This window comes from Erythrobacter donghaensis (genome assembly GCF_002155425.1).
GTDB classification, from domain to species: domain Bacteria; phylum Pseudomonadota; class Alphaproteobacteria; order Sphingomonadales; family Sphingomonadaceae; genus Erythrobacter; species Erythrobacter donghaensis.
In genome coordinates this window covers 300420-325174 of record NZ_MUYG01000008.1, presented here as the reverse complement: position 1 = coordinate 325174, position 24755 = coordinate 300420, and the positions used below count along the sequence as shown (strand labels likewise).

Below are 24755 nucleotides of genomic sequence, written 5' to 3'. Positions count from 1 at the left end.
GGCCCGTGCGGAAAAGCGCACAAGCGGTTCCAACAGGGAGAGCGGGGTTTGGCGACGGGCGGCAGATTGGGGCGCTGGTATCTGGCGGGCATTGCCGGGCTGGCGGTGCTGCTGATCGGGGGGCTGGCGATGCTCGCGCTCGACCGGGCGATGCGGGTCAGCGCGCTCGAGGAAACCCGCGCCGCCGCCACCAGCCAGGCCGCAATTCTTGCCGCCGGGCTGGAGAGCGAGCTCAACAAGTTCACCCTCGTGCCCAGCGTGCTCGCCGCCGACCCGGAGGTCGCCGCACTGCTGGCGGGCGAGCGCGGGCAGCAGGCCGTGCTCAACCGCCGCCTCGCCGCGCTGGCGCAGCAGACCAATGCCGCCGCGATCTATCTGATGGACGCGAAGGGCATGACGCTGTCGGCGAGCAACTGGGACCGGCCCGACAGCTTCATCGGATCGAATTACGGCTTCCGCGACTATTTCGCCGGGGCGCTGGCGAATGGCACCCGAAGCGAATTTGCGCTGGGCACGGTCAGCCGCCGCCCGGGGCTCTATCTCGCGCAGCGCGTCGGCCCGGCGGAGCGGCCTTTGGGCGTTGTGGCGGTAAAGGTCGAATTCGACAGCCTCGAGGCCAAATGGCGCGATGCCGAGGACGGGGTCTTCGTGACCGATGCGGGCGGGATCGTGCTGCTCGCCAGCGATCCCGACTGGCGCTTCCGCGCCGCGCCGCAAGCGCCTGGTTCGGCAAGTCCGCGCGATCCGGCGCGCGATGCGGTACGGTATGGCGTCGCCGAGCCGCGCCCGCTGGCGTTGCCGGGGCTGGGGAGCGGGGCCTCTCCGGTCAGGATGATCGAGAAAATCCAGCCCATCGCTCCGGTGGGGTGGGAGCTGCACCTGCTCGCGGACCCGGCCCCGCGCGTGTCGGTGGCGCTCGCCAACGGCAGGCTCGCGGGAGTCACCGCGCTCGCGCTGCTGGCGCTGGCGGCGGCGGGGGCATGGCTGTGGCAGCGCCAGCGCGAGGCCCGCGCCGCCGCCGCCACCGCCGCGCAGACCGCGACCTTGCGCGAGCAGCTCCAGCAGGCCAACCGCCTCGCCACGCTCGGCCAGATCACCGCCGGGCTGGGGCACGAGATCCGCCAGCCGCTCGCCGCGATGCGGGTCTTTGCCGAGAACGGCGAGCGCCTGCTCGATGCTGCACGCACCGAGGAGGCCGGAGAGAACTTCGCCCGCATCGCTGCGCTGGCGGGCCGGATCGGCGAAATCACCGAGGAACAGCTCAATTTCAGCCGCCGCTCGGCCGAAGAACCGCGTCTTGTCACCTTGGCCGAGGTGATCGACGGATCGCTGCTGCTGCTGCGCGACCAGATCCGCCAGAAGGGGCTGACGCTGACGCTCCCCGCGCCCGAGGCCGCCGCCGCTGAAGTGCGGGCGCGCCATGTCCAGCTGGAACAGGTGCTGGTCAACCTGCTCCAGAACGCGGTGCAGGCCTGCGCGCCCGGCGGCCAGATCGCGCTCGCCATCGCTGCCGAGGGGCCCGCGCTGCATCTCAGCGTCACCGACACCGGCCCCGGTGTGCCTGAGACGCTGCGCGACACGCTGTTCCAGCCCTTCGTCACCGGCAAGCCCGAGGGAATTGGCCTCGGCCTCGCGATTGCGCGCGACATCATGCGTCAGCTCGGCGGTGATCTCACCTGCGAAGACACGTCCGGCGGGGGCGCGCGCTTCACCATGGTCATGCCCGCCGCATGAGCGCGCTCGCCTCCCCGCTCCAGATCGCGCTGGTCGAAGACGATCCGCCACTGCGCGAGGCGACGATGCAGATGCTCAGCCTCGAAGGGGCCGAGGTCACCGCCTTTCCCGATGCCCGCGCGGCGCTCGGCTGGCTGACGGCGGATTACCCCGGCGTGGTGGTGAGCGACGTGCGGATGCCGGGGATCGACGGTATCGCCTTCTTCGCCGCGCTGCGCGAGGTCGATCCCGATCTGCCCGTGATCCTCACCACCGGCCACGGCGATATCGCGATGGCGGTGGCGGCGATGAAGAACGGCGCGGCCGATTTCCTCACCAAGCCCTATGCCTCGGCCGACCTCATCCGCGCGGTGCGGGGGGCGGCCGAGCGGCGCGCTCTGGCGCTCGAGAACCGGCGGCTGCGCGACGAGGCCGGGCGCAGCGCCGAGGGGGCGATCCCCGGCAGCTCGGCCATCGCCCAGCGGCTGCGCTCGGTGATCGAAGGCGTGGCGCGCTCGGAGATCGATGTGGTGCTGACCGGCCCGGCAGGCACCGGCAAGAGCCACGCCGCGCGCCTGATCCACGAATGCAGCCCGCGCCGGACGCGGCCCTTCGTTGCGGTCGATGCCGGGGTGCTGGCGCATGAGGATGCCGAACTGCTGCTGTTCGGGCGGGATCCGGCGGGCGGCGGCCTGTCGCGCACCGGGCTGATCGAGCGCGCCAATGGCGGCACGCTGTTCCTCGACGAGATCGAGACCGCGCCTGCGGTGCTGACCGCGCGGCTGCTGTCGCTGGTGGAAAAGCGCGCCGTGCTCCCGATTGGCGCCGCGCAGCCCCGGCGATTGAACATCCGCATCATCATCGCCCGCCTCGCCGGGAGCATGGGTGCGGAGGTCGCGCGCGATCCGCTGTGGCACCGGCTGGGCGCGGTGCAGATCGCCTTCCCGCCGCTCAGCGAACGGCGCGAGGATCTGCCCGAATTCTTCCGCCGCTTCGTCGCCCGCCATGCGCGCGAACTCGATCTGCCTGCTCCGGCGATCAGCGCAGGCGTGTGGCGGCACGTGCAGACCCATGACTGGCCCGGCAACCTCAACGAACTCTCAGGCTATGCCCGCGCCTTCGTGCTGGGCCTTGTCGATCACGCGGAGGACAGCCCGGCCTCTGCCCCGGTTCCCGGCGGCAGCCGCCCGCTGGCGCAAACCGTCGCCGATTTCGAGCGCACCGTGCTGGAAGATGCGCTGCGCCAGTGCCGGGGGGACATCGCCGCGGTGCAGGCGCTGCTGCAAACCCCGCGCAAGACGATCTACGACAAGCTCGCCAGATACGACCTGAAACCGGCACGGTTCCGCTGACCCGATGCGCGCAAGGCTTGGCCGCGCCGCCCACGCGCGCTAGCCTGCGGCGCATGATCCGAACCCTGCCCGCCGCCCTGCTCGCCTCCGCCGCGCAAGGGCAGGAGCCGCCGCCCGCCGCATCCCCGTGGAAGCTCTACGATGCGCCCGGCTCCTGCGCGGTCAGCGGCAATCCGGGCGAGGCCTTCCTGCTGGTCGCGCTCAATCCCGAAGGCGGCAGCATGTTGCGCCTGCACCACCCGGCCATGACGATCGCGGTGGGCGAGAAGCAACCCGCGGTGCTGGTGGTCGGCGCGGAGGAGATCGCCTTCGAGGCGAGAGGCGCGCGCACCAGCGACGGCACGCCCGGCTTCACCGCGCCTGCCAGCGCACAGCTGCGCCGCCTGCTCGGCGCAGGGGGAACCGCGAGCATCGTCCTCGGCGAGGAGCGGCCGATCCTGCTCGACCTTGACGGCTTGCCGACCGCGATCACCGAAATGGAGGCCTGCGCCGCCGCGATGACCCCGCGCGACCCGGCGACGATTGCGGTGGTGAAGCCCAAGCCCCTGCGCTTCCCCACGATCAACCCCGGCGACCTGCCGACCGGCGACGTCACCGGCGATCAGGTCGCCTTCCGCCTGACCGTCTCGCCCGAGGGCCGGGTGGCGGCGTGCGAGATCGTCACCTCGAGCGGGGCCGAGGCGCTCGACGCCAAGGTCTGCCAGCTGCTCAGCGATGAAAGCCGCTTCGAACCGGGCCGCAATGCCGATGGGCAGGCGGTGACGGCCACCTACCAGTCGCGCCTGAAGTTCTGATCGCTCAGAACCCGTAGCGCACACCCAGCCACAGCGTGCGCGGCACGCCGAGATCGATCGATCCGCCCTGATTGCGGGTGACGATGGCCTCGTCCGTCAGGTTCTCCGCACGGGCGATCAGCGACAGCTTGCCCCACAGCGGCGCGGCGGCGAAGAGGTCAAACGTGGTGGCAGGGGGCAGGCGGTCGCTTTCGAGATCGTCCTCGAATTGCGCGGCGGTGTGCCGCAGCGTTCCGGCCAGCTGCCAGCCATCGGCAGGCCGCCAGCCCAATGTCAGCGTGCCGGAAAAGGCCGGGGTCTGGGCCGGACGGTTGCCATCGAGCGGGAGCGATGCGCCCTCTCCGCGCACCTCTGCATCGGTCCAGGCCAGCGCGCCATCGATGCTGAAGGCACCGAACTTTGCCGCCAGATTGGCCTCGATCCCGCGCGCTTCGATTGCGGGCAGGTTCGCGCGGCGGCGCAGGTTGGGGCCGATCGTGACATTGGCGATGGCGTTTTCGACCTCGTTGTCGTAGGCCGTCACCGAGAGCACCAGCGCGTTCACCGGCTGCCAGTCGAACCCGATCTCGAAGCCTTCCAGCCGCTCGTTCTCGAGCGCGGCATTGGCCTGCGTCACCACCGGGAAGACCACGAAGGGGCGGTAGAGTTCGTTGAGGGTCGGCAGTCGCAGCCCGGTATAGGCCGCCGCGCGCAGATCGAGGCGGCGGGTGGCGTAGAGCAGCGCACCCGCGCGCCAGTTCAGCGCCCAGTCGCTGCGGTCGGGTGCGACGAGGGTGCTGACCGGCACCCCGCTCGCACTGACCGCGCGGTAGAAGCCGTCGGTGATGCTGGTGCGATCGGCGCGCAGGCCGCCGTTGATCGTGAGCGGGCCGATCTGCCAGTCGTCTTCAAGGAAGATGCCGAGATTGCTCGTCGCGCCGCCCGCGCGCCGGCGTTCGGTGATCGCGCCCGAGACGGTGTTGATCGCCTCCTCCTGCAATTCCCCGTCTGCGCGGCGGTAGTCCACGCCGATGCGGATATCGTGCGCTTCGAGCAGCGGCGGGCGCAGCTCGAACTTGCCGCCGATCCCGGTCGAAGGCGTGCGGCGCTGATCCAGCGTTGGGGTAAAACGGGTCGAGGAGATCACCACATTGCCGAAATCGCGCGCCTGCATATAGGCCAGCGCATCGAACTGCCAGTCGCCCCGCCCGACGAAGCGGATCGAGGCTTCCTCGCCATTGCTGAAGGAATCCGCGCCGTCGAAGCGCAGCGTGCGATTGTCGCGAAAAGCGGCGACGCGGGCCTGCACTTCGACCGTGTCGGTCAGCGGGGCGACGGTGCGCAAGGCGGCATTCCAGCTGTCGAAGGCGGCGCGCGCGCTGGCGGGGACGCGCTGGTCCGCGGGGGTGGTGAAGAACCCCTGTCCCCGGTCCCAGCGCCCGCTGGCCATAGCAAACCCGCTACCAAGCTTCTGCGTGAGCACTCCGCTCGCCTCGGTCTCGGCACGGTCGTTGATCGCGGCGCTGCCGAGGAACCCTGCCGTGGCAGAGGGCTCGGCGCTCTCCAGCTCGATCGTCCCGGCCAATGCACCCGCGCCGAACGGGCCCGAGCCGCCGCCGCGCGTCACGCGGATGGTGCCCAACGTCTCGGGCGCAATCGCCGAGAGCGGGATGTAGCCGAAGAACGGATCGGCCAGCGGCACCCCGTCGAGCAACACCAGTGCGCGGCTGGTGGCATTGCCGCCCAGCGCGCGCAGCGTCACCCCTTGCGCGCTGGGGTTGGAGGAGCGGCTGTCCGAACGGCGGAACTGCTGGAAGCCCGCGACACCCCTGAGCACATCCTCGATCCGGCCTGAGGGGCTGGCGATGATGGTCTCGCGTTCGAGGATGGTGGTGGCGTAGATCGCGCTCGACAGCGCGGGATCGAGCCCGCGTCCGGTGACGATGATCGCCTCGGCAGGGCTGGCCTCGTCGGAGAAATCCTCGGACCAGTCGGTATCGCCGTCTGGGCTGTCCTGCGCGGCGAGGGGGAAGGGGAGGGACAGCGACAGCGCTGCCGCGCCGAGGGTGAGGCGCTTGGGGGTGTTCATCGGGGGACTTTCAAGCTTAGCGGGTCAGGTGGCGAAAAGGCTGGCGGGGTCGGCGAAGGCCTTGAATTCAAGCGCATTGCCCGAAGGGTCGCGCAGGAACATCGTCGCCTGCTCGCCGGGCTCGCCCTTGAAGCGAATGGTCGGCTCGATCACGAAATCGCAGCCGCCCGCGCGCAGCCGCTCGGCCAGCGCGTCCCAGTCGGCCATGGTCAGCACCAGCCCGAAATGCGGCACCGGCACGCCGTGGCCGTCGACATGGTTGCTGGCCCGGTCGCCCGCCTGCCCCGGCGCGAGGTGGGCGACGATCTGGTGGCCGTGGAAATCGAAATCGATCCATTCCGCGCTCGACCGCCCCTCGGCGCAGCCCATCACGCCGCCGTAAAAGGCGCGCGCGGCGGCGAGATCGTCGACCGGAAAGGCGAGGTGGAAGGGGGGCAGGGTCATGGCGGCGGCTCCTTATCGGCCCGCGATAGCCCGTTCACGCTCGACAGGAAAAGCCTGAATATCTACGGCAGCCCGATAATCAGTCCCGGCAAGGTGGAGCAAGCGGACATGAAACTCATCATCGGCAACAAGAACTATTCGAGCTGGAGCTTGCGCGGCTGGCTCGCGGTCAAGCAGTCGGGCCTGCATTTCGACGAACTCACCGTGCCCATCATGGGCGAGGAGTGGGACCGGCTGAAGCAGGACATGGGCGAAGTGCAGCCCTCCAGCGGCAAGGTGCCGATCCTGTGGGACGGCGAGGCGGTGGTGTGGGACAGCCTCGCGATCATGGAATATTGCGCCGACAAGGTGGGGCGCGAGCGGTTCTGGCCCAAGGACGAGGCCGCGCGCGCGATGGCGCGTGCGATGGTGGCCGAGATGCATTCGGGCTACCTCAGCTTGCGCCGCGAAATGCCGATGAACATCCGCCGCCGGGTGGAACTGCCCGGCCTGTCGGACACTACCAAGCACGATATCGTGCGCATCCTCACCCTGTGGGCTGAAGCCCGCGCGCGGCACGGCAGCAGCGGGCCCTACCTGTTCGGCACCTTCGGGGCGGCGGACATCTTCTACGCGCCCGTCGTCGCCCGTTTCGTCACCTACGGCATCGGCGTGCCGGGTTTTGCGCAGGCCTATATGGAGGCGATCACCGAGCATGACTGGATGCGCGAATGGGCGGGCGCGGCCGAGGAAGAGGAATGGGTGATCGAACAGTTCGAGATGGTGCGCTGATGCGGGTTCTCCTTTCCATCTGCGCGGCGCTGCTCGCCCTGCTGCCTGCGCCCGCGAGCGCATGGGGGTTCTACGCCCACCAGCAAACCGGCGCGATTGCCGAGGCCAATGTCTCGCCTGAGGTGCGCGCCAAGATCCGCGCACTGCTCGCTTACGAGAAGCAGCTCGGCACGCCCGACTGCCCGCTCAAGACCATCGAGGATGCCGCAGTCTGGGCCGATTGCGTGCGCGGCGAGGGCTGGCGCTGGGGCTACACCGCTGCCTGGCACTATCGCACCGCGCCGGTATGCGAGGCTTTCAATGCGCGCGGCAATTGCGCGGGCGGCAACTGCGTCACCGCGCAGATCACCCGCGCACATCGTATCCTTGCCGACGAGAGCCTGCCGCCGGCGGTGCGGCTGGAGGCGCTCGCTTTCATGATCCACTTCGCGGGCGATGTGCACATGCCGCTCCATTCGGGCGACAACGAGGACCGGGGCGGCAATGATCGTGAGGCCGATTATGGGATCAAGCCGGGGCTGAACCTGCACTCGATCTGGGATGGCCCGCTGGCCGAGCGCGCGATCAGCGATCCCGCCGATCCGGTGGTGCGGCGCTACACGCCCGCCGAGCGCGCCGATCTGGCCGGGGGCACGCCCGACGATTGGGGCCGCGAAAGCTGGGAGATTGCGAGGAGCTTCGTCTATCCGACCGCCTTCGATACCGACGACCTGTGCAGCGCACCCCTGCCGGAGAAGACCGCGCTGACGCAGGAAGACATCGTGCGCGGCGTGCCGATCGCCAAGCGGCGGGTGCAGCAGGCGGGGCTCAGGATCGCCGATCTGCTCACCAGCGCCTTCGCGCCGGGGCCCTTGGTGGTCGAGGACGATCGGCGGCGCTAGAACGCCTTGCCCGCAAACCACAGGCCCACGCCAAGCATCACCAGCGCCAGCACGCGGCGCACGATCCGCGCCCGCGCCTCGGCCATCAGCACGCCGCGCGCCCGCTCCGCCCCCAGCACCAGCGCTAGGTGCACCGCGGTGGCGATGGCGACGCTGACACTCGCCAGCGTCAGCCCCTGTGCAAGGCTCGGCCGCACGCCGGTGACGAACTGGGGCATCACGGTGATCAGGAACAGCGCCGACTTGGGGTTGAGGAAATTGATGACGAACCCGGCGAGCGCGTGGCGCTGCTCCCCGGAGCGCGGGGTGGCGGTGGGCGCACTCTCGCCCGTGTCGCGCCAGGCCTCCCACGCCAGCCACGCCATCATCGCCGCCGCCAGCAGCGAGACGGCGCGGGTCAGCGCGGGGCCTTGGGCGAGGATCAGGCTCGCCGCTGCCACGCTCAGCACCGCATTGGCGGCGAGGCCCAGCGCGATCCCCGTGATCGCACCCAGCCCGGCACGCCGCCCTTCGGACAATGTGAGCGTGACGATCCAGGCCATGTTCGGCCCCGGTGTCAGCTCCACCAGTAAGACCGCCAGCGCGAAGCCTGTGAGGTCGATCACGGAATGCGCTGGGCGGGGTAACGGGTGCCGTCCTTGCGGGCGTATCCGTCCGCGTCGAACACCATGTCGATGTCGGAGTATTCGCCGCTGTCCGCCTCGCGGCTGCCTGCGCTGATGGCGACGAAGACGCATGGGGTCTCGGAGCGGTTGTGGAGGCAGTGCCCGTTGGCCTCTCCTGCGGGGAAGGCGAGCACGTCGCCCGCTGCCACTGGGGTCTCCCCGGTGTCGTCAATCAGCACCGCCTCGCCCGCCAGCATCACCACCAGCTCATCCTGACCGCGGTGCCAGTGGCGCTGCGAGGAGTAGGCCCCGGGCAGCAGGGTGCAGTGGCTCGCCCCCATCAGCGAGAGGCCCGCGACCGGCGCCAGACGGCGATACCAGCGTCCCTCCACCGCCGCGTCGAAGGGCGGCGGATAGCCGGTCGCATTGGTCTGGGGAATGGCGGCAAGATCAAGCTTGGGCATTGGCGGCAACTCCTGCTAGGCCTTGGGTAATGCTCGACACTCTCGACCTTGCCAAGCGCCTGATCGCCGCGCCTTCGGTGACGCCTGCGACCGGCGCGGTGTTCGACGAACTCGAAGCGATGCTGGCCCCCTTGGGCTTCGCCGTCCACCGCTTTACCCGCGGCGAGGGGCCGGAAGGAAGCGACGAGGCCCCGGTCGAAAACCTCTTCGCTCTGCGCGCCGGACCGCCGGGATCGCGCCACATCGCCTTCGCCGGGCATCTCGATGTCGTCCCGCCGGGCCCGATCGGCGGAGAAAATGGGTGGGCGAGCGATCCCTTCACGCCGGAGGAGCGCGGCGAGCTGCTTCACGGGCGCGGCGCGGTCGACATGAAGGGCGCGATCGCCGCGATGGTCGCTGCCGTCGCGGATGTCCCTGCGGAGGCGGGCACGATCAGCTTCATCATCACCGGCGACGAGGAAGGCCCCGCGCTCCACGGCACCCGCGCGCTGATCGATTACATGGCCGCCGAGGGCATCCAGCCCGACCTGTGCCTCGTCGGCGAACCCACTTCGGTCAATCGTCTGGGCGACATGGTGAAGATCGGCCGCAGGGGATCGGTCAACATCTTCATCGACGTCGCGGGCACGCAAGGCCACGTCGCCTATCCGCACCTTGCCGACAACCCGCTGCCGAAGCTGGTGGCGATCCTCGCCGAGCTTGACGCGCTGACACTCGACACCGGGACGAAGTGGTTTCAGCCCTCCAACCTCGAGATCACCGACATCAACGTCGGCAACCGCGCGCACAACGTGATCCCGGCAGCGGGTGCGGCGCGCATCTCGATCCGCTTCAACGACCTCCACACCGGCAAGAGCCTGTCCGAGCGGGTCATGGCGATTGCCGCCAAGCACGGCGGCACCGCGCGCCCGGTGATCTCGGGTGAGCCCTTTCTGACTGAGCCCGGCCCCTTCTCCAAACTGGTGAGCGACGCAGTCGAGGCCGAAACCGGCATGAAGCCAGAACTCAGCACCACCGGCGGCACATCCGACGCGCGCTTCCTGCGCGCTGTCTGCCCGGTGATCGAGTTCGGCCTGTGCAACGCGACCATGCACAAGCGCGACGAGGCGGTGGCGATCCCCGATCTTGCCGCGCTGGCCCGTATCTATACCCGCATCGCCCGCGCCGCGCTGGCGCTTGAAGAAGGAAACTCCGCTTGAACGCCTGGCTGCGCATCCCTCTCTGGCAGCGGGTCATCGCTGCGCTGATCCTCGGCATTGTCGTGGGCTATCTGTGGGGGCCGGGGGCCGCGAGCATCAAGATCGTGGGCGATATCTTCATCGCCTTCATCAAGATGCTGGTGGTGCCGCTGATCTTCTTCAGCCTGGTTGCGGGCGTCGCCAGCATCGGCGATTTGCGCAAGCTCGGTTCGGTCGGCTGGCGCGCGATGCTGCTGTTCCTTGTCACCGGGCAGATGGCCGTGTGGCTCGGCCTTGCGATCGGCACCTTAGCTCAGCCGGGCGCGGGGATCGACGGGAGCAGTGTCGCACTCGACGCCGCCGCGCTCGAACGCGCGCGTGAGCGGCAGGAGACCGCGCAGGGCTTCGAACAGATGATCCTCGACATCGTGCCCTCCAGCCCGGTGCAGGTGATGGCGGACGTCAACGTGCTGCCGCTGATCGTATTCTCGCTGCTGATCGGGATCGGGATCCTGATGGCGAAGGAAGAGGGCGATCCCGTCCTCAAGATCTTCGAGAGCGGCAGCGTGGTGATGCAGAAGGTGACCATGGTGGTGATGGAGCTGACCCCCTTCGGCGTCTTCGCGCTGATGGCGTGGGTGGCGGGCACGCTGGGGATCGATGCGCTGAAGGCACTCGGCCAGCTGGTGTTCCTCAACTATCTCGGCTGCGCGCTGATCATCGCGCTGTTCTATGGCGGCATGATCAAGTTCATCGCGCGCCAGCCCGTGGTCGGCTTCTTCCGCGGGATCGTGGATGCGATGGCGGTCAGCTATTCGACCGCCAGCTCCAACGCGACCCTTCCGGTCACGCTGCGCTGCGCCGAGCGCAACCTCGGTGTCTCGAACTCGGTGGCGAGCTTCGTCATCAGCCTGGGCGCGACGATCAACATGAATGGCACGGCGATGTATCTCGGCCTTGCCACGCTGTTCGGGGCGCAGGCCTTCAACGTGCAGCTCGACATGAGCGACTATGTCACGATCTCGATCCTCGGCACGCTGGGCGCGATCGGGGCGGCGGGGATTCCGGGCGCGGGCCTGATCATGATGGTGCTGGTGTTCGGCGCGGTCGGCGTGCCGCTGGAGACGATCGCGCTGGTGGCGGGCATCGACCGGATCATGGACATGATGCGCACCACCACCAACATCACCGGCGACGCCGCTGTGGCGGTGACCGTGGCGGCGCTGACCGGCGAACTCGATGCGGCCGAACTGGCCAGCGCGGACGATATTTAGCCCTCGGTCTTCCGCACATATTCCACGGGCACGAACTCGCCCAACGAACAGCCTGCGCCGCGCCGGGGGACGCCGCCGATGTTCTGCAGGGAATAGACGATCTGCTGCGTGCAGAGCTGGTCGATCGAGGTTTCGTAAGCGATCGCGCGGTCGAAATTGAGACCGGGGCAACTCTGGCGCAGGGTGTTGCGATAGACCTTGCCGCCGTGCATCTCGAAGTCGATCACCCGCTCGGAGCGCACCACCGTATTGCGGAGCTGCGAGCGGTTGATGCAGCGCTCGCCCGGCCCTTTCACAGTCACCTCGGGCGCGGCGGCGATGGCTGCGGCGGTGCGCGAGGCCTCGGCGGCGGGGTCTGGCGGGGCGCAGGCCGACAGGATCAGCGGCAGCGGGGCGAGGGCGAACAGTCGTGGGGGCATGGCGGTTCTCCTGCGGGGGAAACCCGCATCATCGCCCCACCGCTTGAACCGCGCCTTAATCCGCCCCGCCCTTGCCTGCACCCGCGCCGGTCAGATGGTGGTGTCGCGCTCCATCACGATCTCCACCCCGTCCAGCCCATTCTGCAGAAACAGCCGGTTGCCGCGGATGCGGTAGTTGAACACGAGGTCGGTGCCCTCGATGTGCAACTGGCGTTCGTTGACGGCGTAGCTCTGGTAGATTTCATCCCCCTTGGCGCGCCCGCGCGTGCGCTCGGTGATGAATTCGCCGTCGTCGGTGATGGCGATGAGGTCGCCGCGCGACACATCGGTCACGCCCTTGTGGCGCACCACCTTCCAGTCGCCGAACAGTTCGAAGGGCATCGTGCGCCCGCCGAGGCCTGCAAGCTTGTTGGCTTTGGCCTGAAGCCCGGCGACCAGTTCGACCTCGCCATCGAGCCCCGCGACGCCGGAGGACGCGATCCGGTCCGACAGCGCGGCGAGCATCGCGGCGGCCCCCTTGGCATCGCGCCGCTCGTGATATTGCGCCAACGCGGCGCGGGTGGTGACATATTGGTCGACCAGCACCTCGGCCTTGACGAGGTTCGCCGGAATGCCCTCGTCCGACACTGCCACGCGGTCGGTATCGCTCTCGCGCTTCTGGGTGGTCGCGGCGGTGTAGCTGACCGAAATGTCCGCCAGCGCGCCATCCTTCCTGCCGCCTTCGAGCGTGGCGAAGATCCCGCCGCCATTGCTGGAGAGGAACGCGCTGCCGATGGTTACCGTCACCGTGCCATTGCCCGCGTCGGCGATCAGCTCGCCCGGCACGCCGCAGATCGCGCCGACCTTGACCCCGTCGGCCGGGTCGATCGAGATCACGAGATCCTGCGCGACCTCGCTTACCATGTTGCCGAATTCCTTGGCGAAAAGTTCGCTCGCCGAGCCTTCGCGGGGCACAAAGAACAGGTTGCCGCCACGCACGCTCGACACCTGCGTCGCGAGGCCCGCATCGAAATGCGCGCCGACGCCGATGGTGGTGAGGCCCACGCCATTGCGCGATCCCTCGATCGCCTGCGCCATGAAGCCTTCTGGCGAGGTGTCGTCGGTGTTGGGGTTCTCGTCGGTGAACAGCATCATGCGGGTCTTGCCGCGGCTGTTCGCGAGCTCGACCATGGCGGCGGTGTAGCCCAGCCGCATCCCGGCCTCCATCGAGGTCGATCCGTTGATTTCGATCGCATCGACCGCGCGGTGCAGCGCCTCCTTGTTGCCCGCGACTTCGATCACCGGCTGGTGGATGAGTGAGGTGGTGCCGTAGATCACGATCCCCATCCGGTCGCCTTCGCCCAGCCGGTCGATAACCGCATGGAGGCCTTCCTTGACCCGCGCGATCGGCTCGCCCGACATCGATCCCGAACGGTCGACCAGCGCGATCAGGCTGATAGGCTCGGCCTTGTAGGCCTCCGCATCGATCCCGCTGTCGAAGCCGATGCCGATGAAATGCTCGCCCGCAGCGCGGGCCGATGGCTTGGCGTGGGTGGCGACGCAGAACAGCTGCGCGCAGGCCTTCTTGGACGGCAGCACCAGATCGTGCTCGCTCAGCAGGCCTTCGACGGTGAAGCCCGCCGCCTGCGGCAAACTCGCCTCGCCCAGTTCATCCAGCGCGATCGAGCGGAAGTGCTTCACATCCTGGGCGCCGCCCTGCGTGATGCGGGTTGCGGTGACGATCACCGCGTTGGAGGAATCATCCTCATCTTCGGGAGGGGCCGCGTCCTGCGCCATCGCGGGAAGGGCCGCTAGCGACAGACAGGCGCTCAGCATCAGAGCGCGGCGGGACGACACGAAACAGCGCATGGCTCATCTCCCCTGATATGTCCGGGGAAGCTAACCCGATTCGCGCACGGCACCTAATGGTATGGATTCGCAACGGATCGGGCGGCTTACCCGCGCGGGTTTTCCAGCACCTTCTTGCGGAACGAGCACAGGTCCGCGACCGTGCAACGCCAGCATTCAGGTGTGCGCGCCTTGCAGACATAGCGCCCGTGGAGGATCATCCAGTGATGCGAATCCCGCCGGAAGGGCGCGGGCACGCGCTTTTCGAGCTTGGCCTCGACCTGCTCGGGGGTCTTGCCCTTGGCCATCCCGGTGCGGTTGCCCACGCGGAAGATGTGGGTGTCGACCGCGAAGGTTTCCTGCCCGAACCAGCAATTGAGCACCACATTGGCGGTCTTGCGCCCCACGCCGGGGAGCGTGACCAGCGCCTCGCGCGTATCGGGAACCTCGCCGCCATATTGTTCGACGAGGATTTGCGAGAGCGCGATCACGTTCTTGGCCTTGGAGTTGAACAGGCCGATGGTCTTGATGTGCTCTTTCAGCCCGTCCTCGCCGAGGTCGAGCATTTGCTGCGGCGTTGCGACCTTGGCGAAGAGCGCGCGGGTCGCCTTGTTCACGCCGACATCAGTCGCCTGCGCCGACAGCGCCACGGCGACGAGCAGCTGATAGGCATTGCCATATTCCAGCTCGGTCTGGGGCGAGGGATTGTCCTCGGCCAGACGGCGGAAGAATTCGAAGATTTGATCCTTGGTCATGTGTCAGCCGAACAGCCTGCGCCAGAAGCCGTTCCCGGCGGCGGGCGGTCCTGCGGGGCGCACCCAGTCGGTGCGTTTCTGCCAGATGATGCCGGGCACCTCGAGCCGCGTCTCGGGGTCGCCGGTCCATTCCGGCTTAAAGCCTTCCGCCTTCAGCGCCGCGACGATTTCCTCGCCCACGCCCCGCTTCGGCTTGGCCCCCTCGGCAACCGCATCAAAGCCGATGAACAGCGGGTCTCCCGCCACGGCCCGTTCCAGGTCCTGCCCGTGATAGAAGGCGAACCCGCGCCACGTTCCCGCAGGGTCGCGGCCGATCAGGTCCCACGCATCGCCATGCGCATCGCTGGTGGTCATGCCTGCATTGTGAAGTGCGAGGATGCCGCTTGCCTCCAATGCGTCGAAGGCGCGGGCGAGGCGGTCCCAGTCGGTTACGGCAGGCCACCCGGCCTCGGCCGCGCGCTTGGCCTCCATCACGCTGCGCGCATGCTCCCGCACGGCATTGGCATGGGGCGCGCCATCGGGATCGAAGGCCATGTCCGCGATGTAGGTTTCAAGATCATCCTCGTTGAAGAACCCGCCCGCGACCATCACACTGACCGTTTCGCGGTAATAGGCGAGGGCGTCGAAATCGTCCTCCACCGCGCTACAGCCCCAGCACGTCGTTCATGGTGTAGCGCCCTGCGGGTTTGCCCGTCAGCCACTCCGCCGCCTTCACCGCCCCGCGCGCGAAGATCATGCGGTTTTCCGCCGAGTGCGACAGGGTCAGGCGCTCCTCGCTCCCGGCGAAGATCACCGAATGCTCGCCCGCGACGGTGCCGCCGCGCAGGGTGGCGAACCCGATCGCGCCCTCGGCCCGCTTGCCGGTCATGCCGTGGCGGCCGCTCTCCATGTTGTCGGACAGGGCAATGCCGCGCCCCGCCGCCGCCGCCTCGCCGAGCAGCTTGGCGGTGCCCGAGGGGGCGTCGACCTTCATGCGGTGGTGCATCTCCAGCACCTCGATATCCCAGTCCGGCCCGAGCCTTGCGGCGGCCTCGCGCACCAGATGCGCCATCAGCGTGACGCCCAATGAGAAATTGCCCGATTGCAGCACCGGAATGGCGCGCGCGGCCTCGGCGAGCATCACGAAATGCGGCTCTTCGAGCCCAGTGGTGCCGACCACGATCGGCTTGCCCGCCACTCGCGCCGCGCCGAGGTTTGCGGCGAGTGCATCGGGCGCGGAGAAATCGACCAGCACGTCGCATTGCACCGCCAGCGGGCCGATATTGCCGCCCGCATCCACGCCGACGCACAAGGCATGCCCCGCATCGGCAATCGCCGTCTCCAGCGCCTGTCCCATGCGGCCCTTGTGTCCGATCACCCCGAATTGCAGCATTGCGCAAACCTCCGTTCGGGCCGAGCTTGTCGGAGCCCCGCCCTTGCTTTCACTGCCGTAAAGGGAAAGACAGTCCTTCGACAAGCTCAGGACGAACGGAGACGGGTTTGGGCGCAGGAATTGAACGTATCGTCATCCTCACCGGCGCAGGGATTTCCGCCGAGAGCGGGATCGACACCTTCCGCAGCTCAGGAGGCCTGTGGGAGCAGCACCGGGTGGAGGACGTCGCCACGCCGGAGGGTTTTGCGCGCAATCCCAACCTTGTGCTCAATTTCTACGACATGCGCCGCGCCGCGCTCGCTGAGGTCGCACCGAACGCCGCGCACATGGCGCTGGCGCGGCTGGAGCGCGAATTCGCGGGCGACCTGCTGCTGGTTACCCAGAATGTCGATGACCTGCACGAACGCGGAGGATCGGCGCGCGTGCTGCATATGCATGGCGAGCTCAAGAGCGCGCTGTGCACGTCTTGCGAGACCCGTGCGCCGTGGCAGGCGACTATGATTGAGCGTCCGCCATGCCCCGTCTGCCGCGCGCCGACCCTGCGCCCGGACGTGGTGTGGTTCGGCGAGATGCCCTATCAGATGGGGCGGATCTATCAGGCGCTGGAGCGGTGCGACCTCTTCGTCAGCATCGGCACCAGCGGCGCGGTCTATCCGGCGGCAGGCTTCGTGCAGGAAGCGCGCAGCAACGGCGCGCGCACGCTCGAACTCAATCTCGAACCCTCCGAAGGCTCGCGCTTCTTCCATGAATCGCGCCACGGCCCGGCGAGCGTGCTGGTGCCGCAATGGGTTGGCGAGGTGCTAGGCGGGTGAACCGCACGCCTTGCAGGCCGGGTCCTTGGCGATGCGGATGGTGCGCATCCCCGGATCGAGCCCGTCGAGGATATGGAGCTTGCCGAAGCCCGGATCGCCCATCGCGCTCACACCCGCCAGTAGCACCTTGATCGCTTGCATCGCCGCAAAGGTCGCGACCCAGCCCGCCATTGCGCCGAGCATCCCGTCGTCGGCGCAGGTGTCGCAGTCCTCGGCATCGAAGGCGTCGCCGACGAAGCAGCGGTAGCAGGCCTCGCCCGGCAGGTGCCCGGTCCAAGCGCCGACCTGTCCCTGAAACCGGCCCACGGCAGCCGAAAGCAGCGGGATACCGCTCGCCACGCAGGCGTCCGAGACGGCAAGCCGTGTGGCGAAGTTGTCGGTGCCGTCGAGCACCACGTCAGACCCCGCGATCAGCCCGGCGGCGTTGTCCGGCGTGATGCGCGCGTCCGACACGTCGACATGCAGCGCATCGTCGAAATTGGCGAGCCAGCGGCGCGCCGAGACTGCCTTGCCATAGCCCACGTCGCGGGTGGTGAAGATCGTCTGGCGCTGGAGGTTCGACACATCGACCACATCGTCATCGACCAGCGCCAACCGCCCAATCCCGCTCGCAGCAAGATATTGCAGCGCCGGCGAGCCGATCCCGCCGAGGCCGATGATCGCGACCTTGCTTTGCGCCAGCCGCACCTGTCCCGCGCCGCCGACTTCGGGCAGCACGATATGGCGGGCGAAGCGTTCGAGCCGGGCGGGGGACAGGCTCATGGTTCGCCCGCGTCCTTCCGGCGCTCCTGCTTGAAGGCGCCGATGCCGTGCCACCACAGGAAGGCAATCACCGCGCCCTTGGTCGGCTGGAGCATGGCGAGCAGCATCACCACTGCCACCGGCAGCAGGATCGTCAGCGTCAGCAACGCCGAGACTCCGCCCGAAATCATGGCGATCACCACCGGCGCGAGCAGGTGGCCGACCACGAAGATGCCGATATAGGCCGGGAAGTCGTCCGCCTGCTGCAATGACCAGTCCTGCTGGCAATGCCCGCAGCGGTTGACCGGCTTGAGCCATGCGCGAAACAGCGGTGCCTCGCCGCAGCGCGGGCAGCGGCACTTCGCGCCGCGCCACAGCGCGGGGAGCCAGCCCGAGGGCAGCTCGATCAACTCGGGAGAAAGGCGCTGAGAAGGCATGGACAGGCTGTTTACAACCTGTGGACCACCTGTCGACAGGCCTGTGCATGGGCCTGTCGAAAGAGCGGTGCAAATCCGGGGGAAGGGCTGTGGCCGATCAGCTCTCGAGCTGGCGCAGCAGGCTGCGCACGTCGCCGTCCATGTCGGCGTCGCGCTGGCGCAGGTCTTCGATCAGACGCACCGCGTGGATCACGGTCGAATGGTCGCGCCCGCCGAACTTGCGCCCGATCTCGGGGTAGGAGCGCGGGGTGAGTACCTTGGAGAGATACATCGCCACCTGCCGCGGGCGCACCACGGCGCGGGCGCGGCGCTTGCTGCTCATTTCCGCGCGGTCGATGCGGTAGAACTGGCACACGGTGCGCTGGATCTCGTCGATCGTGATCCGGCGACGGTTGGCGCTGAGGATATCGGTGAGCTGCTCTTCGGCGAGCTGCAACGACACGTCCTGCCCGGTCAGCTGCGCATAGGCGATCAGCTTGTTGAGGCCGCCCACCAACTCGCGCACGTTGCGGGTGATGGTGCGGGCGAGGAAATCGACCACATCTTCGGGCACGGTGATCGCGGCAAAGCGGGTGAGCTTCGAAACGAGGATTTTCTTGCGAAGCTCGATGTCGGCGGGCTGGATGTCGGCGACCAGACCCATCGACAGGCGCGAGAGCAGGCGCGGTTCGACGCCATCCAAAGCCTGCGGAGCGCGGTCGGCGGCGAAGACCAGCCGCTTGCCCTCGGCCAGTAGCGCGTCGATCGTGTAGAGCAGCTCTTCCTGCGCGCTCGCCTTGCCGATGATGAACTGGATATCGTCCACCAGCAGCAGGTCGAAGCTGCGCAGCCGCGCCTTGAATTCGATCGTCTGGCTCGACTTCAGCGCCTGCACGAATTCGACCATGAAGCGCTCGGCCGAACAGTAGAAGATGCGCGCGCGCGGGTGAGCTTGCAGATAGCCGTGGCCGATCGCGTGGAGCAGGTGGGTCTTGCCCTGACCGGTCGCCGCCTTGAGATAGAGCGGCGAGAACTGCGGCTGTTCGAGCGCGGCCATGCGCTGCGCCGCGTTGCAGGCGAGGATGTTCGCCTCGCCCGTGACGAAGGCGGCAAAGGTCAGCGAGGGGTCGAGCCCGACCGAGGAGGTGAAGCTCGCATCGCCCAGCGCGCCCGCGGCCAGCGCAATCGCGCTCGCGCCGTCATTGGCGGGGCGGCGGCCATCGTCAAGCCGCAGGTCGGGCAGCTGGCGGCGGCCCGGATGCACCACGATATTGACCTTGCGCACTTCGCTGCGCGCGATGCTCCAGGCCAGCTGGAGGCGATCGTGGAACCGGTCGCGCACCCAGTTGGCCGAGAATTCGGTCGGCAGGTAGAGATCGAGCGTGCCGCATTCGCGGTTCAGCGCGCCGAGCTGGATCGGCTTGATCCACTGGCTGTGTAGCTGGTGACCGAGATCCTTGCGCAGGCCCTGACTGATATCAGCCCAGTCGGCCGCGAGATTTACAGCTTCGGAGTCTTCCATCAGATGTTCATCGGCCTGACGGCCATTTGCCCGCGCCTTGTCCATCCTGCTGTCGATCCTGTGCACAACCTCTTCCCCAATTCTTCCAGCGCCCGGCGAGCAGGCTGCCCGCAGACCAATTGTAATACCGATGCGACAGGCACTGCCTTTCACTCCCCAGAATCGGCGATCCCGGGTCCCCCCCTGTCAGCCAGTTTGTAAGTGCCACCCGGGCTGTCCCGCGCCGGTTGGAGTTCCTGTAAAGAACGCTGGCGGGCTTTGCGCAAGCGCGGACTTTTAAAAAAAGTGAAATATTCCTGTTGACTCGGCGCTATGCCGCAGACTTGCATTCAAGTCTTTGAAATCAATGGAATTACACCTTCTTTACCATGCGAATCGCGAGGAATCCTGACATTTTTTCAGGATAGGCTTGTCGCATTTGCCACAAAGCAAACGGGCCGCGCTTCGACAGCGCGGCCCGTTAGCTTTGTGACGCCGTATCAACCCGTAGTCTTGCGCTGCGCGCAACTGCGGATCGCGGGCGAATCGGGTCAGAGCGTGGCGACTCGGCGCGTCAGGCGCGACATCTTGCGGGCCACGGTGTTCTTGTGCAGCACGCCGCGCGCAACGCCGCGGGCCATTTCCGGCTGGGCTGCCTTGAGCGCAGCGGCAGCGGCTTCCTTGTCACCAGCTTCGCAGGCCGATTCGACCTTCTTGATGAAGCTGCGGATGCGGCTGATGCGCGCGCCGTTGATGGCGGCGCGGTTGGCGTTGCGGATGATGCGCTTCTTGGCTTGCGGCGTATTGGCCATAATTCGTGTCTGTCTCGCGTTTGCTTCGGGCCGCTTGGGGCGGCCGGGAAAATGGTGCCGAAAAACTGGTGGCGGTTTGCTCGAAAAGGGCGAGCGGACGTAGGGCCCTACCGCCGGAAAGCAGCGCGCATAGTCAGATTGGCCCGCGAGGTCAACGATTCTCGCCTATTTCTGGCAGACAGGGCAGAACCACGTGCTGCGCCCACCCTGTGCGATGCGCTGGATCACCCCGCCATCATCGCGGCGACAGGCCTGCCCTTCGCGCCCGTAGACATCGAAGCTGCTGGCGAAATAGCCGAGTTCGCCGTCGGGCCGGGCATAGTCGCGCAAGGTCGAACCCCCATCGCGGATCGAGGCTTCGAGCACCGCGACGATCGCGGGCACCAGCCGGGCGAGCTGCGGCCCCGTCACCTTGCCCGCCGGCTTGGTCGGCCGGATCCCGGCGCGCCACAGCGCCTCGCAGACATAGATATTGCCTAGCCCTGCGACGATCCGCTGGTCGAGCAGGCACAGCTTGATCGACTGCGTCTTGCCCTTGAGCGCGGCCTTGAGGTGCGCAGGCGTGAGCCCCGGCCCCAGCGGTTCCGGTCCGAGGGCTGCGAATTGCGGCCAGGCGTCAAGCGTCTCGGTTCCCACCAGATCGACCGAGCCAAAGCGGCGCGGATCGCACAGCGCGAAGCGGTGGTGGGCGGTCTCCAGCAGCAGGTGATCGTGCGTGTCGGGCACCTCGGGATCGATCCGCCAGCGCCCGCTCATGCCGAGATGGAAGATCATCGTCGCGCCGCGATTGAGGTGCATCAGCCCGTATTTGGCGCGGCGCGACAGGGCGCTCACGGTCGCGCCGGTCATCACCTGCACCAGATCGGCGGGGAAGGGCCGGCGCAGATTCGGGCGATTAAGCTGGACGCGCGTGATCCGCTCGCCCTCAAGGAAAGCGGCGAGACCTCGCACCGTCGTCTCGACCTCGGGCAGCTCAGGCATTGCAAACTTCGCACATGGCGCACCCTGTAACACCCTTTGCGCTCGGCTCAATTCCCTCTAGGGAACGCCGCATGACACACAGCACTGACGACACCGTCTCCTTCGGCTTCGAAGATGTCACGCCCGAGGAAAAAACCCGCCGCGTGGGTGAGGTCTTCTCCAGCGTCGCGAAGAAATACGACATCATGAACGACGCGATGAGCTTCGGCATGCATCGCGGGTGGAAGGATCGCTTCGTCAGGCGCGTGAAGCCGCAGCCGGGCGAGAACATCCTCGACATGGCGGGCGGCACGGGCGACATCGCCTTCCGCATGGCGGATCGCGGCGCCAACGTCACCGTCGCCGACATCAATCAGGAAATGCTGGATGTGGGTGCCGAGCGTGCGATGGAGCGCGACGAGGCGGAAGGGGCGGGCAGCCTCGTCTTCTCGCACCAGAACGCTGAAGAGGTCACGTTCTCCGCCAACACTTTCGATGCCTACACCATCGTGTTCGGCATCCGGAACGTCACCTTCAAGGACAAGGCGCTGGCCGAGGCCTACCGTGTGCTGCGGCCCGGCGGGCGGTTCTTCTGCATGGAATTCTCGGTCACCGACTGGTCGGGTTTCCGCGAGATCTACGATCTCTATTCGATGCACATCATGCCGCGCATGGGACAGGCGATTGCGGGGGACGCGGACAGCTATCGCTATCTGGCGGAATCGATCCGCAAGTTCCCGCGCGCGCCTGAGTTCGAGAGCATGATCCGCGCGGCCGGGTTCGTGAACACCAAGGCCGAAATCATCCTCGGCGGCGCGGTGGCGATCCATTCGGGGTGGAAGATCTAGGCGCGTGACGAGTTCAGCCACGCACCTGATCCGCCTCGCCCGCTGGGGCGTGACGCTCGCCCGCAGGCGCGCCCTGGTGGGGATCGAGAATGATCCCAATGCGCCCGCGCCGGTGCGCCAGTTCGTGCGGCTGGCGCGGCTTGCAACGCTGACCGGCAAAGGCGGCACGCGCGACTATGCCGGAGCGTTCCGCGCGATCGGCCCGGCGGCGATCAAGCTGGGGCAGAGCCTCGCCACCCGACCCGATCTGGTCGGCGAGGAAGCGGCGAACAATCTGCTGAGCCTGCAAGATTCGCTCCCTCCGGTGCCCTTCGCGCAGATCAAGGCGGCGATTGAATCGAGCTTCGGTCAGCCGATCGACAAGCTGTTTGCCGAAATCGATCCCGAGCCGGTTGGCGCGGCGAGCATTGCGCAGGTGCACAAGGGCGTCACCACCGATGGCCGCAAGGTCGCGATCAAGGTGCTGCGGCCCGGCATCCGCGAGAAATTCGCGCGCGACATCACCACCTATGAATGGGCCGCGGCCCATGTCGAGGCGATGGGCGGCGAGGCCAGCCGCCTGCGCCCGCGCCTGACCATCGCCAATTTCAAGCGCTGGACGAACTCGGAACTCGATCTGCGGCGCGAGGCGGCCTCCGCCAGCGAACTGGCCGAACAGATGGCGGGCGTTCCCGGCTATCGCATCCCCGGTATCGACTGGGACCGCACCAATGGCCGGGTGATGACCATTGAATGGATCGACGGGATCAAGATCAGCCGCGTCGACGAACTGCGCTCGCGCGGGCATGATCTGGCGGCGCTGTCGGAAAAGCTCGTCATCAGCTTCCTGACCCAGGCGATCAGCGCGGGATTTTTCCATGCCGACATGCATCAGGGCAACCTGTTCGTGGAGGATGACGGCACCATCGTCGCGATCGATTTCGGGATCATGGGCCGGATCGACCGGCGCGCGCGGCAATGGCTGGCGGAGATTCTCTACGGGCTGACCACCGGCAATTACCAGCGCGTCGCCGAAATCCATTTCGAGGCGCAATATGTGCCGAGCTACCACTCGGTCGGCGAATTCGCGACCGCGCTGCGCGCCGTGGGCGAGCCGATGCGGGGCAAGCCGGTGAAGGAGCTGAGCGTCGGGCAGATGCTCGACGGGCTGTTCGCGATCACCCGCGATTTCGACATGCAGACCCAGCCGCACCTGCTGCTCCTGCAAAAGACGATGGTGATGGTCGAAGGCATCGCCACCCAGCTCAATCCCGACATCAACATGTGGGACACCGCCGCGCCCTATGTGCGCAGCTGGATCCGTGACGAGCTCGGGCCGGAAGCGGCGCTGGCGGACCGGGTCAAGCAGGACACCGAAACCCTGCTGCGCCTGCCGGGCCTGATCCGGCGCGTGGAGGAAATGTTCCCGCCCAAGGGCGGCGCCCCTGAACCGCCGCCGCTGCCTGAGGTGCGGCTGATCACCGACAAGCGCGAAGGGAGCGGGCTTCTTGGCCACCTCATCTTGGGCGCGCTGGTGGGTGCGGGCGCGATGTGGGGCGCGGTGGCGCTCGGCTGGATCGGATGAGCCTCGCGCCGGGGGGCGTGACGCTGCTGGACCGGTGGGAGGCGCTCGGCCGCCCGCTGGCCCGGCTGCCGCGCTGGGCCGCGGTGCTGGTGCTGGCGCTGCTTGCCGGAGCGATGGCCTGGGCCGTGGCTGCCGCCGCGCCGGTCGATCAGGCCGAACGCGCACGCATCACCGCCAAGGCCGAGGCCGCCTCTGCCGCCGCGCGTCCCAAGTCTAACGGCGATCTGGCGCTCTATGCCCGCATCGCCGCGCGGGTAAGCGCGGGCGAGGGCTATTACGCCGCCGCGATGGACGAACAGCGCGCCAGCAACTATCCGACCCAGCCCTTCGTCGCGGTGCGCCAGCCGACGCTGGCGTGGCTTCAAGCCCTCATCGGGGTGGACGGGGTGCGCTGGCTGGAACTGGGGTTGGTGGCCGCCTGCCTGTGGGCGGCCAATACCCGGCTGAACGGGCTGGTCGCGCTGCCGGAAAGAGTGGCAGCGCTGGTGCTGCTGGCATTCGGCGGCGCGGCGGCGGTGGTGCCTTTGGCGGGGCTGATCCACGAATTGTGGGCGGGCCTGTGGCTGACCTTCGCGTTGCTGCTCTATCGGCCCGAGCGCTGGTGGCCGGCACTGCTCGCCGCCGCCGCGGCGCTGGCGGTGCGCGAGCTGGCGGTGCCCTTCGTGTTGCTGTGGCTGGTCTTCGCGCTGGCCGCGCGGCGCTGGCGCGAGGCGGCGGGGGTGGCGATGCTGCTGGCGGTGTTCGCGGGCGGGATGGTGCTGCATTACCTTGCGGTCGAGGCCGGACGAATGCCGGGCGATGGCGCTTCGCAGGGGTGGGATGCGCTGATCGGATATGGCCTGCCGCTGATGGCGCTGGCGCGCTTGACCGGGCTGGCGCTGCTCCCCGTGACCCTTGCCGCGCCCATCGCGATCCTCCCGCTGGTCGGCTGGGCCGCGATCGGCGGGCGGCTGGGGCTGTTTGCATTGCTGTGGTTTGCCGGCCTGTTCACGATGGTCGCGCTGTTCGCCCGGCCGGAGAATTTCTACTGGTCGCAGCTGGCGCTCCCCGCCTATGGCATCGGTCTGGCTTTCGCCCCGCGCGGACTCTACGAGCTGGCTGGCCGTGCTTTTGCGCGGGGCTAAAGGCAAAGTTAACCAAGCTTTGCGATGGAAGCAGCCTCGGTTATGGCTGACATCCGGCAC

At 67.9% G+C, this 24755-nt stretch carries 25 protein-coding genes; 11 read left to right on the top strand and 14 right to left on the bottom strand.

From position 1 onward, the window contains the following. Nucleotides 1-48: 48 nt before the first annotated feature. Genes BZF59_RS06010 through BZF59_RS06000 form a run of 3 tightly spaced genes read left to right on the top strand, consistent with a single transcriptional unit; the run spans nt 49 to nt 3859 of the window. Nucleotides 49-1734, top strand: coding sequence for an ATP-binding protein (locus BZF59_RS06010; RefSeq protein WP_158094281.1), 1686 nt, complete (start codon nt 49-51; stop codon nt 1732-1734). Then, the gene (locus BZF59_RS06005) at nt 1731-3065 is read left to right on the top strand and encodes a sigma-54-dependent transcriptional regulator (protein ID WP_086607327.1); all 1335 of its coding nucleotides are present in this window, start codon (nt 1731-1733) and stop codon (nt 3063-3065) included. The genes BZF59_RS06010 and BZF59_RS06005 overlap by 4 nt, the downstream gene beginning before the upstream one ends. Nucleotides 3066-3118: 53 nt before the next feature. Beyond that, on the top strand, nt 3119-3859 hold the full coding sequence (locus BZF59_RS06000; RefSeq protein WP_086607326.1) for a TonB family protein: 741 nt from the start codon (nt 3119-3121) through the stop codon (nt 3857-3859). Nucleotides 3860-3863: 4 nt separating this feature from the next. Here the strand turns inward: BZF59_RS06000 and BZF59_RS05995 are convergent, their stop codons facing one another. Both BZF59_RS05995 and BZF59_RS05990 read right to left on the bottom strand, forming a co-directional pair. After that, entirely contained in the window at nt 3864-5927 is a 2064-nt protein-coding gene (locus BZF59_RS05995) for a TonB-dependent receptor (RefSeq protein ID WP_086607325.1), read from the bottom strand. Nucleotides 5928-5951: 24 nt separating this feature from the next. After that, nucleotides 5952-6371, bottom strand: a complete 420-nt coding sequence (locus tag BZF59_RS05990) for a VOC family protein (protein ID WP_086607324.1) — start codon at nt 6369-6371, stop codon at nt 5952-5954. Between the two features lie 108 nt (nt 6372-6479). Here BZF59_RS05990 and BZF59_RS05985 point away from each other — a divergent pair, with 108 nt between their 5' ends. Together BZF59_RS05985 and BZF59_RS05980 are read left to right on the top strand one after the other, a co-directional pair. After that, nucleotides 6480-7142 (top strand): glutathione S-transferase family protein, encoded by a 663-nt coding sequence (locus BZF59_RS05985; RefSeq protein WP_086607323.1) that lies wholly within the window; start codon nt 6480-6482, stop codon nt 7140-7142. Further along, the gene (locus BZF59_RS05980; RefSeq protein WP_086607322.1) at nt 7142-8023 is read left to right on the top strand and encodes a S1/P1 nuclease; all 882 of its coding nucleotides are present in this window, start codon (nt 7142-7144) and stop codon (nt 8021-8023) included. Before BZF59_RS05985 ends, BZF59_RS05980 begins: the two co-directional genes overlap by 1 nt. Here BZF59_RS05980 and BZF59_RS05975 read toward each other — a convergent pair. Both BZF59_RS05975 and BZF59_RS05970 read right to left on the bottom strand, forming a co-directional pair. Beyond that, the gene (locus tag BZF59_RS05975) at nt 8020-8628 is read right to left on the bottom strand and encodes a LysE family translocator (protein WP_245806047.1); all 609 of its coding nucleotides are present in this window, start codon (nt 8626-8628) and stop codon (nt 8020-8022) included. The genes BZF59_RS05980 and BZF59_RS05975 overlap by 4 nt on opposite strands. After that, nucleotides 8625-9092: a cupin domain-containing protein gene (locus BZF59_RS05970; protein ID WP_086607321.1), complete on the bottom strand. Its 468-nt coding sequence runs from the start codon at nt 9090-9092 to the stop codon at nt 8625-8627. The genes BZF59_RS05975 and BZF59_RS05970 overlap by 4 nt, the downstream gene beginning before the upstream one ends. 29 nt (nt 9093-9121) lie before the next feature. Here BZF59_RS05970 and dapE point away from each other — a divergent pair, with 29 nt between their 5' ends. After that, complete coding sequence (gene dapE, locus BZF59_RS05965; RefSeq protein WP_086607320.1) at nt 9122-10291, top strand: succinyl-diaminopimelate desuccinylase; 1170 nt, start codon at nt 9122-9124, stop codon at nt 10289-10291. Then, a complete protein-coding gene (locus tag BZF59_RS05960; RefSeq protein ID WP_086607319.1) occupies nt 10288-11544 on the top strand; it encodes a dicarboxylate/amino acid:cation symporter in 1257 nt (418 codons plus the stop codon). The genes dapE and BZF59_RS05960 overlap by 4 nt, the downstream gene beginning before the upstream one ends. Here the strand turns inward: BZF59_RS05960 and BZF59_RS05955 are convergent. The 5 genes from BZF59_RS05955 to dapB form a co-directional block, all read right to left on the bottom strand. Beyond that, on the bottom strand, nt 11541-11963 hold the full coding sequence (locus tag BZF59_RS05955) for a hypothetical protein (RefSeq protein ID WP_086607318.1): 423 nt from the start codon (nt 11961-11963) through the stop codon (nt 11541-11543). The two genes, BZF59_RS05960 and BZF59_RS05955, sit on opposite strands and share 4 nt — an antisense overlap. 90 nt (nt 11964-12053) lie before the next feature. After that, nucleotides 12054-13811 (bottom strand): vWA domain-containing protein, encoded by a 1758-nt coding sequence (locus BZF59_RS05950; protein WP_086607317.1) that lies wholly within the window; start codon nt 13809-13811, stop codon nt 12054-12056. 86 nt (nt 13812-13897) lie between these two features. Continuing rightward, a complete protein-coding gene (nth, locus tag BZF59_RS05945) occupies nt 13898-14545 on the bottom strand; it encodes an endonuclease III (RefSeq protein ID WP_086607316.1) in 648 nt (215 codons plus the stop codon). A gap of 3 nt (nt 14546-14548) precedes the next feature. Further along, entirely contained in the window at nt 14549-15184 is a 636-nt protein-coding gene (locus BZF59_RS05940) for a DUF6891 domain-containing protein (RefSeq protein WP_086607315.1), read from the bottom strand. A gap of 4 nt (nt 15185-15188) precedes the next feature. Next, nucleotides 15189-15917: a 4-hydroxy-tetrahydrodipicolinate reductase gene (gene dapB, locus BZF59_RS05935; RefSeq protein WP_086607314.1), complete on the bottom strand. Its 729-nt coding sequence runs from the start codon at nt 15915-15917 to the stop codon at nt 15189-15191. A gap of 107 nt (nt 15918-16024) precedes the next feature. On the opposite strand from dapB, the gene BZF59_RS05930 reads away from it, so the two are divergent. Further along, a complete protein-coding gene (locus tag BZF59_RS05930; protein WP_245806046.1) occupies nt 16025-16729 on the top strand; it encodes an NAD-dependent deacylase in 705 nt (234 codons plus the stop codon). Here the strand turns inward: BZF59_RS05930 and BZF59_RS05925 are convergent. The 5 genes from BZF59_RS05925 to mutM all read right to left on the bottom strand — a co-directional run bounded on the left by BZF59_RS05925 (nt 16718) and on the right by mutM (nt 21180). Next, complete coding sequence (locus BZF59_RS05925) at nt 16718-17491, bottom strand: HesA/MoeB/ThiF family protein (RefSeq protein WP_086607313.1); 774 nt, start codon at nt 17489-17491, stop codon at nt 16718-16720. The two genes, BZF59_RS05930 and BZF59_RS05925, sit on opposite strands and share 12 nt — an antisense overlap. Further along, nucleotides 17488-17907, bottom strand: coding sequence for a DUF983 domain-containing protein (locus BZF59_RS05920; RefSeq protein WP_086607312.1), 420 nt, complete (start codon nt 17905-17907; stop codon nt 17488-17490). Before BZF59_RS05920 ends, BZF59_RS05925 begins: the two co-directional genes overlap by 4 nt. 97 nt (nt 17908-18004) lie before the next feature. Further along, on the bottom strand, nt 18005-19453 hold the full coding sequence (dnaA, locus tag BZF59_RS05915; RefSeq protein WP_086607311.1) for a chromosomal replication initiator protein DnaA: 1449 nt from the start codon (nt 19451-19453) through the stop codon (nt 18005-18007). A 485-nt stretch (nt 19454-19938) separates the two neighbouring features. Further along, nucleotides 19939-20199, bottom strand: a complete 261-nt coding sequence (gene rpsT, locus BZF59_RS05910) for a 30S ribosomal protein S20 (RefSeq protein WP_086607310.1) — start codon at nt 20197-20199, stop codon at nt 19939-19941. A gap of 165 nt (nt 20200-20364) precedes the next feature. After that, a complete protein-coding gene (gene mutM / locus BZF59_RS05905; RefSeq protein WP_086607309.1) occupies nt 20365-21180 on the bottom strand; it encodes a bifunctional DNA-formamidopyrimidine glycosylase/DNA-(apurinic or apyrimidinic site) lyase in 816 nt (271 codons plus the stop codon). Between the two features lie 71 nt (nt 21181-21251). Between mutM and BZF59_RS05900 the strand changes: the two genes are divergently transcribed. From BZF59_RS05900 to BZF59_RS16220, 3 genes are read left to right on the top strand one after another with little or no spacing between them, the layout of a single operon-like run. Further along, nucleotides 21252-22007: a class I SAM-dependent methyltransferase gene (locus BZF59_RS05900; protein WP_086607308.1), complete on the top strand. Its 756-nt coding sequence runs from the start codon at nt 21252-21254 to the stop codon at nt 22005-22007. 4 nt (nt 22008-22011) lie between these two features. Next, entirely contained in the window at nt 22012-23571 is a 1560-nt protein-coding gene (gene ubiB / locus BZF59_RS05895; RefSeq protein ID WP_086607307.1) for a 2-polyprenylphenol 6-hydroxylase, read from the top strand. Further along, a complete protein-coding gene (locus tag BZF59_RS16220) occupies nt 23568-24695 on the top strand; it encodes a hypothetical protein (protein ID WP_158094280.1) in 1128 nt (375 codons plus the stop codon). The genes ubiB and BZF59_RS16220 overlap by 4 nt, the downstream gene beginning before the upstream one ends. Nucleotides 24696-24755 lie beyond the last annotated feature (60 nt).

What these genes read in the sequence shown, in the direction of transcription:
- BZF59_RS05925 (WP_086607313.1), bottom strand. Translation starts at nt 17,491, where the DNA reads ATGAGCCTGTCCCCCGCCCGGCTCGAACGCTTCGCCCGCCATATCGTG.
- dapE (WP_086607320.1), top strand. Translation starts at nt 9,122, where the DNA reads ATGCTCGACACTCTCGACCTTGCCAAGCGCCTGATCGCCGCGCCTTCG.
- BZF59_RS05955 (WP_086607318.1), bottom strand. Translation starts at nt 11,963, where the DNA reads ATGCCCCCACGACTGTTCGCCCTCGCCCCGCTGCCGCTGATCCTGTCG.
- mutM (WP_086607309.1), bottom strand. Translation starts at nt 21,180, where the DNA reads ATGCCTGAGCTGCCCGAGGTCGAGACGACGGTGCGAGGTCTCGCCGCT.
- BZF59_RS05995 (WP_086607325.1), bottom strand. Translation starts at nt 5,927, where the DNA reads ATGAACACCCCCAAGCGCCTCACCCTCGGCGCGGCAGCGCTGTCGCTG.
- dapB (WP_086607314.1), bottom strand. Translation starts at nt 15,917, where the DNA reads ATGCTGCAATTCGGGGTGATCGGACACAAGGGCCGCATGGGACAGGCG.
- BZF59_RS06000 (WP_086607326.1), top strand. Translation starts at nt 3,119, where the DNA reads ATGATCCGAACCCTGCCCGCCGCCCTGCTCGCCTCCGCCGCGCAAGGG.
- BZF59_RS05970 (WP_086607321.1), bottom strand. Translation starts at nt 9,092, where the DNA reads ATGCCCAAGCTTGATCTTGCCGCCATTCCCCAGACCAATGCGACCGGC.
- BZF59_RS05990 (WP_086607324.1), bottom strand. Translation starts at nt 6,371, where the DNA reads ATGACCCTGCCCCCCTTCCACCTCGCCTTTCCGGTCGACGATCTCGCC.
- BZF59_RS05980 (WP_086607322.1), top strand. Translation starts at nt 7,142, where the DNA reads ATGCGGGTTCTCCTTTCCATCTGCGCGGCGCTGCTCGCCCTGCTGCCT.
- BZF59_RS16220 (WP_158094280.1), top strand. Translation starts at nt 23,568, where the DNA reads ATGAGCCTCGCGCCGGGGGGCGTGACGCTGCTGGACCGGTGGGAGGCG.
- rpsT (WP_086607310.1), bottom strand. Translation starts at nt 20,199, where the DNA reads ATGGCCAATACGCCGCAAGCCAAGAAGCGCATCATCCGCAACGCCAAC.
- BZF59_RS05900 (WP_086607308.1), top strand. Translation starts at nt 21,252, where the DNA reads ATGACACACAGCACTGACGACACCGTCTCCTTCGGCTTCGAAGATGTC.
- BZF59_RS05950 (WP_086607317.1), bottom strand. Translation starts at nt 13,811, where the DNA reads ATGCGCTGTTTCGTGTCGTCCCGCCGCGCTCTGATGCTGAGCGCCTGT.
- BZF59_RS05920 (WP_086607312.1), bottom strand. Translation starts at nt 17,907, where the DNA reads ATGCCTTCTCAGCGCCTTTCTCCCGAGTTGATCGAGCTGCCCTCGGGC.
- BZF59_RS06005 (WP_086607327.1), top strand. Translation starts at nt 1,731, where the DNA reads ATGAGCGCGCTCGCCTCCCCGCTCCAGATCGCGCTGGTCGAAGACGAT.
- dnaA (WP_086607311.1), bottom strand. Translation starts at nt 19,453, where the DNA reads ATGGACAAGGCGCGGGCAAATGGCCGTCAGGCCGATGAACATCTGATG.
- nth (WP_086607316.1), bottom strand. Translation starts at nt 14,545, where the DNA reads ATGACCAAGGATCAAATCTTCGAATTCTTCCGCCGTCTGGCCGAGGAC.
- BZF59_RS05985 (WP_086607323.1), top strand. Translation starts at nt 6,480, where the DNA reads ATGAAACTCATCATCGGCAACAAGAACTATTCGAGCTGGAGCTTGCGC.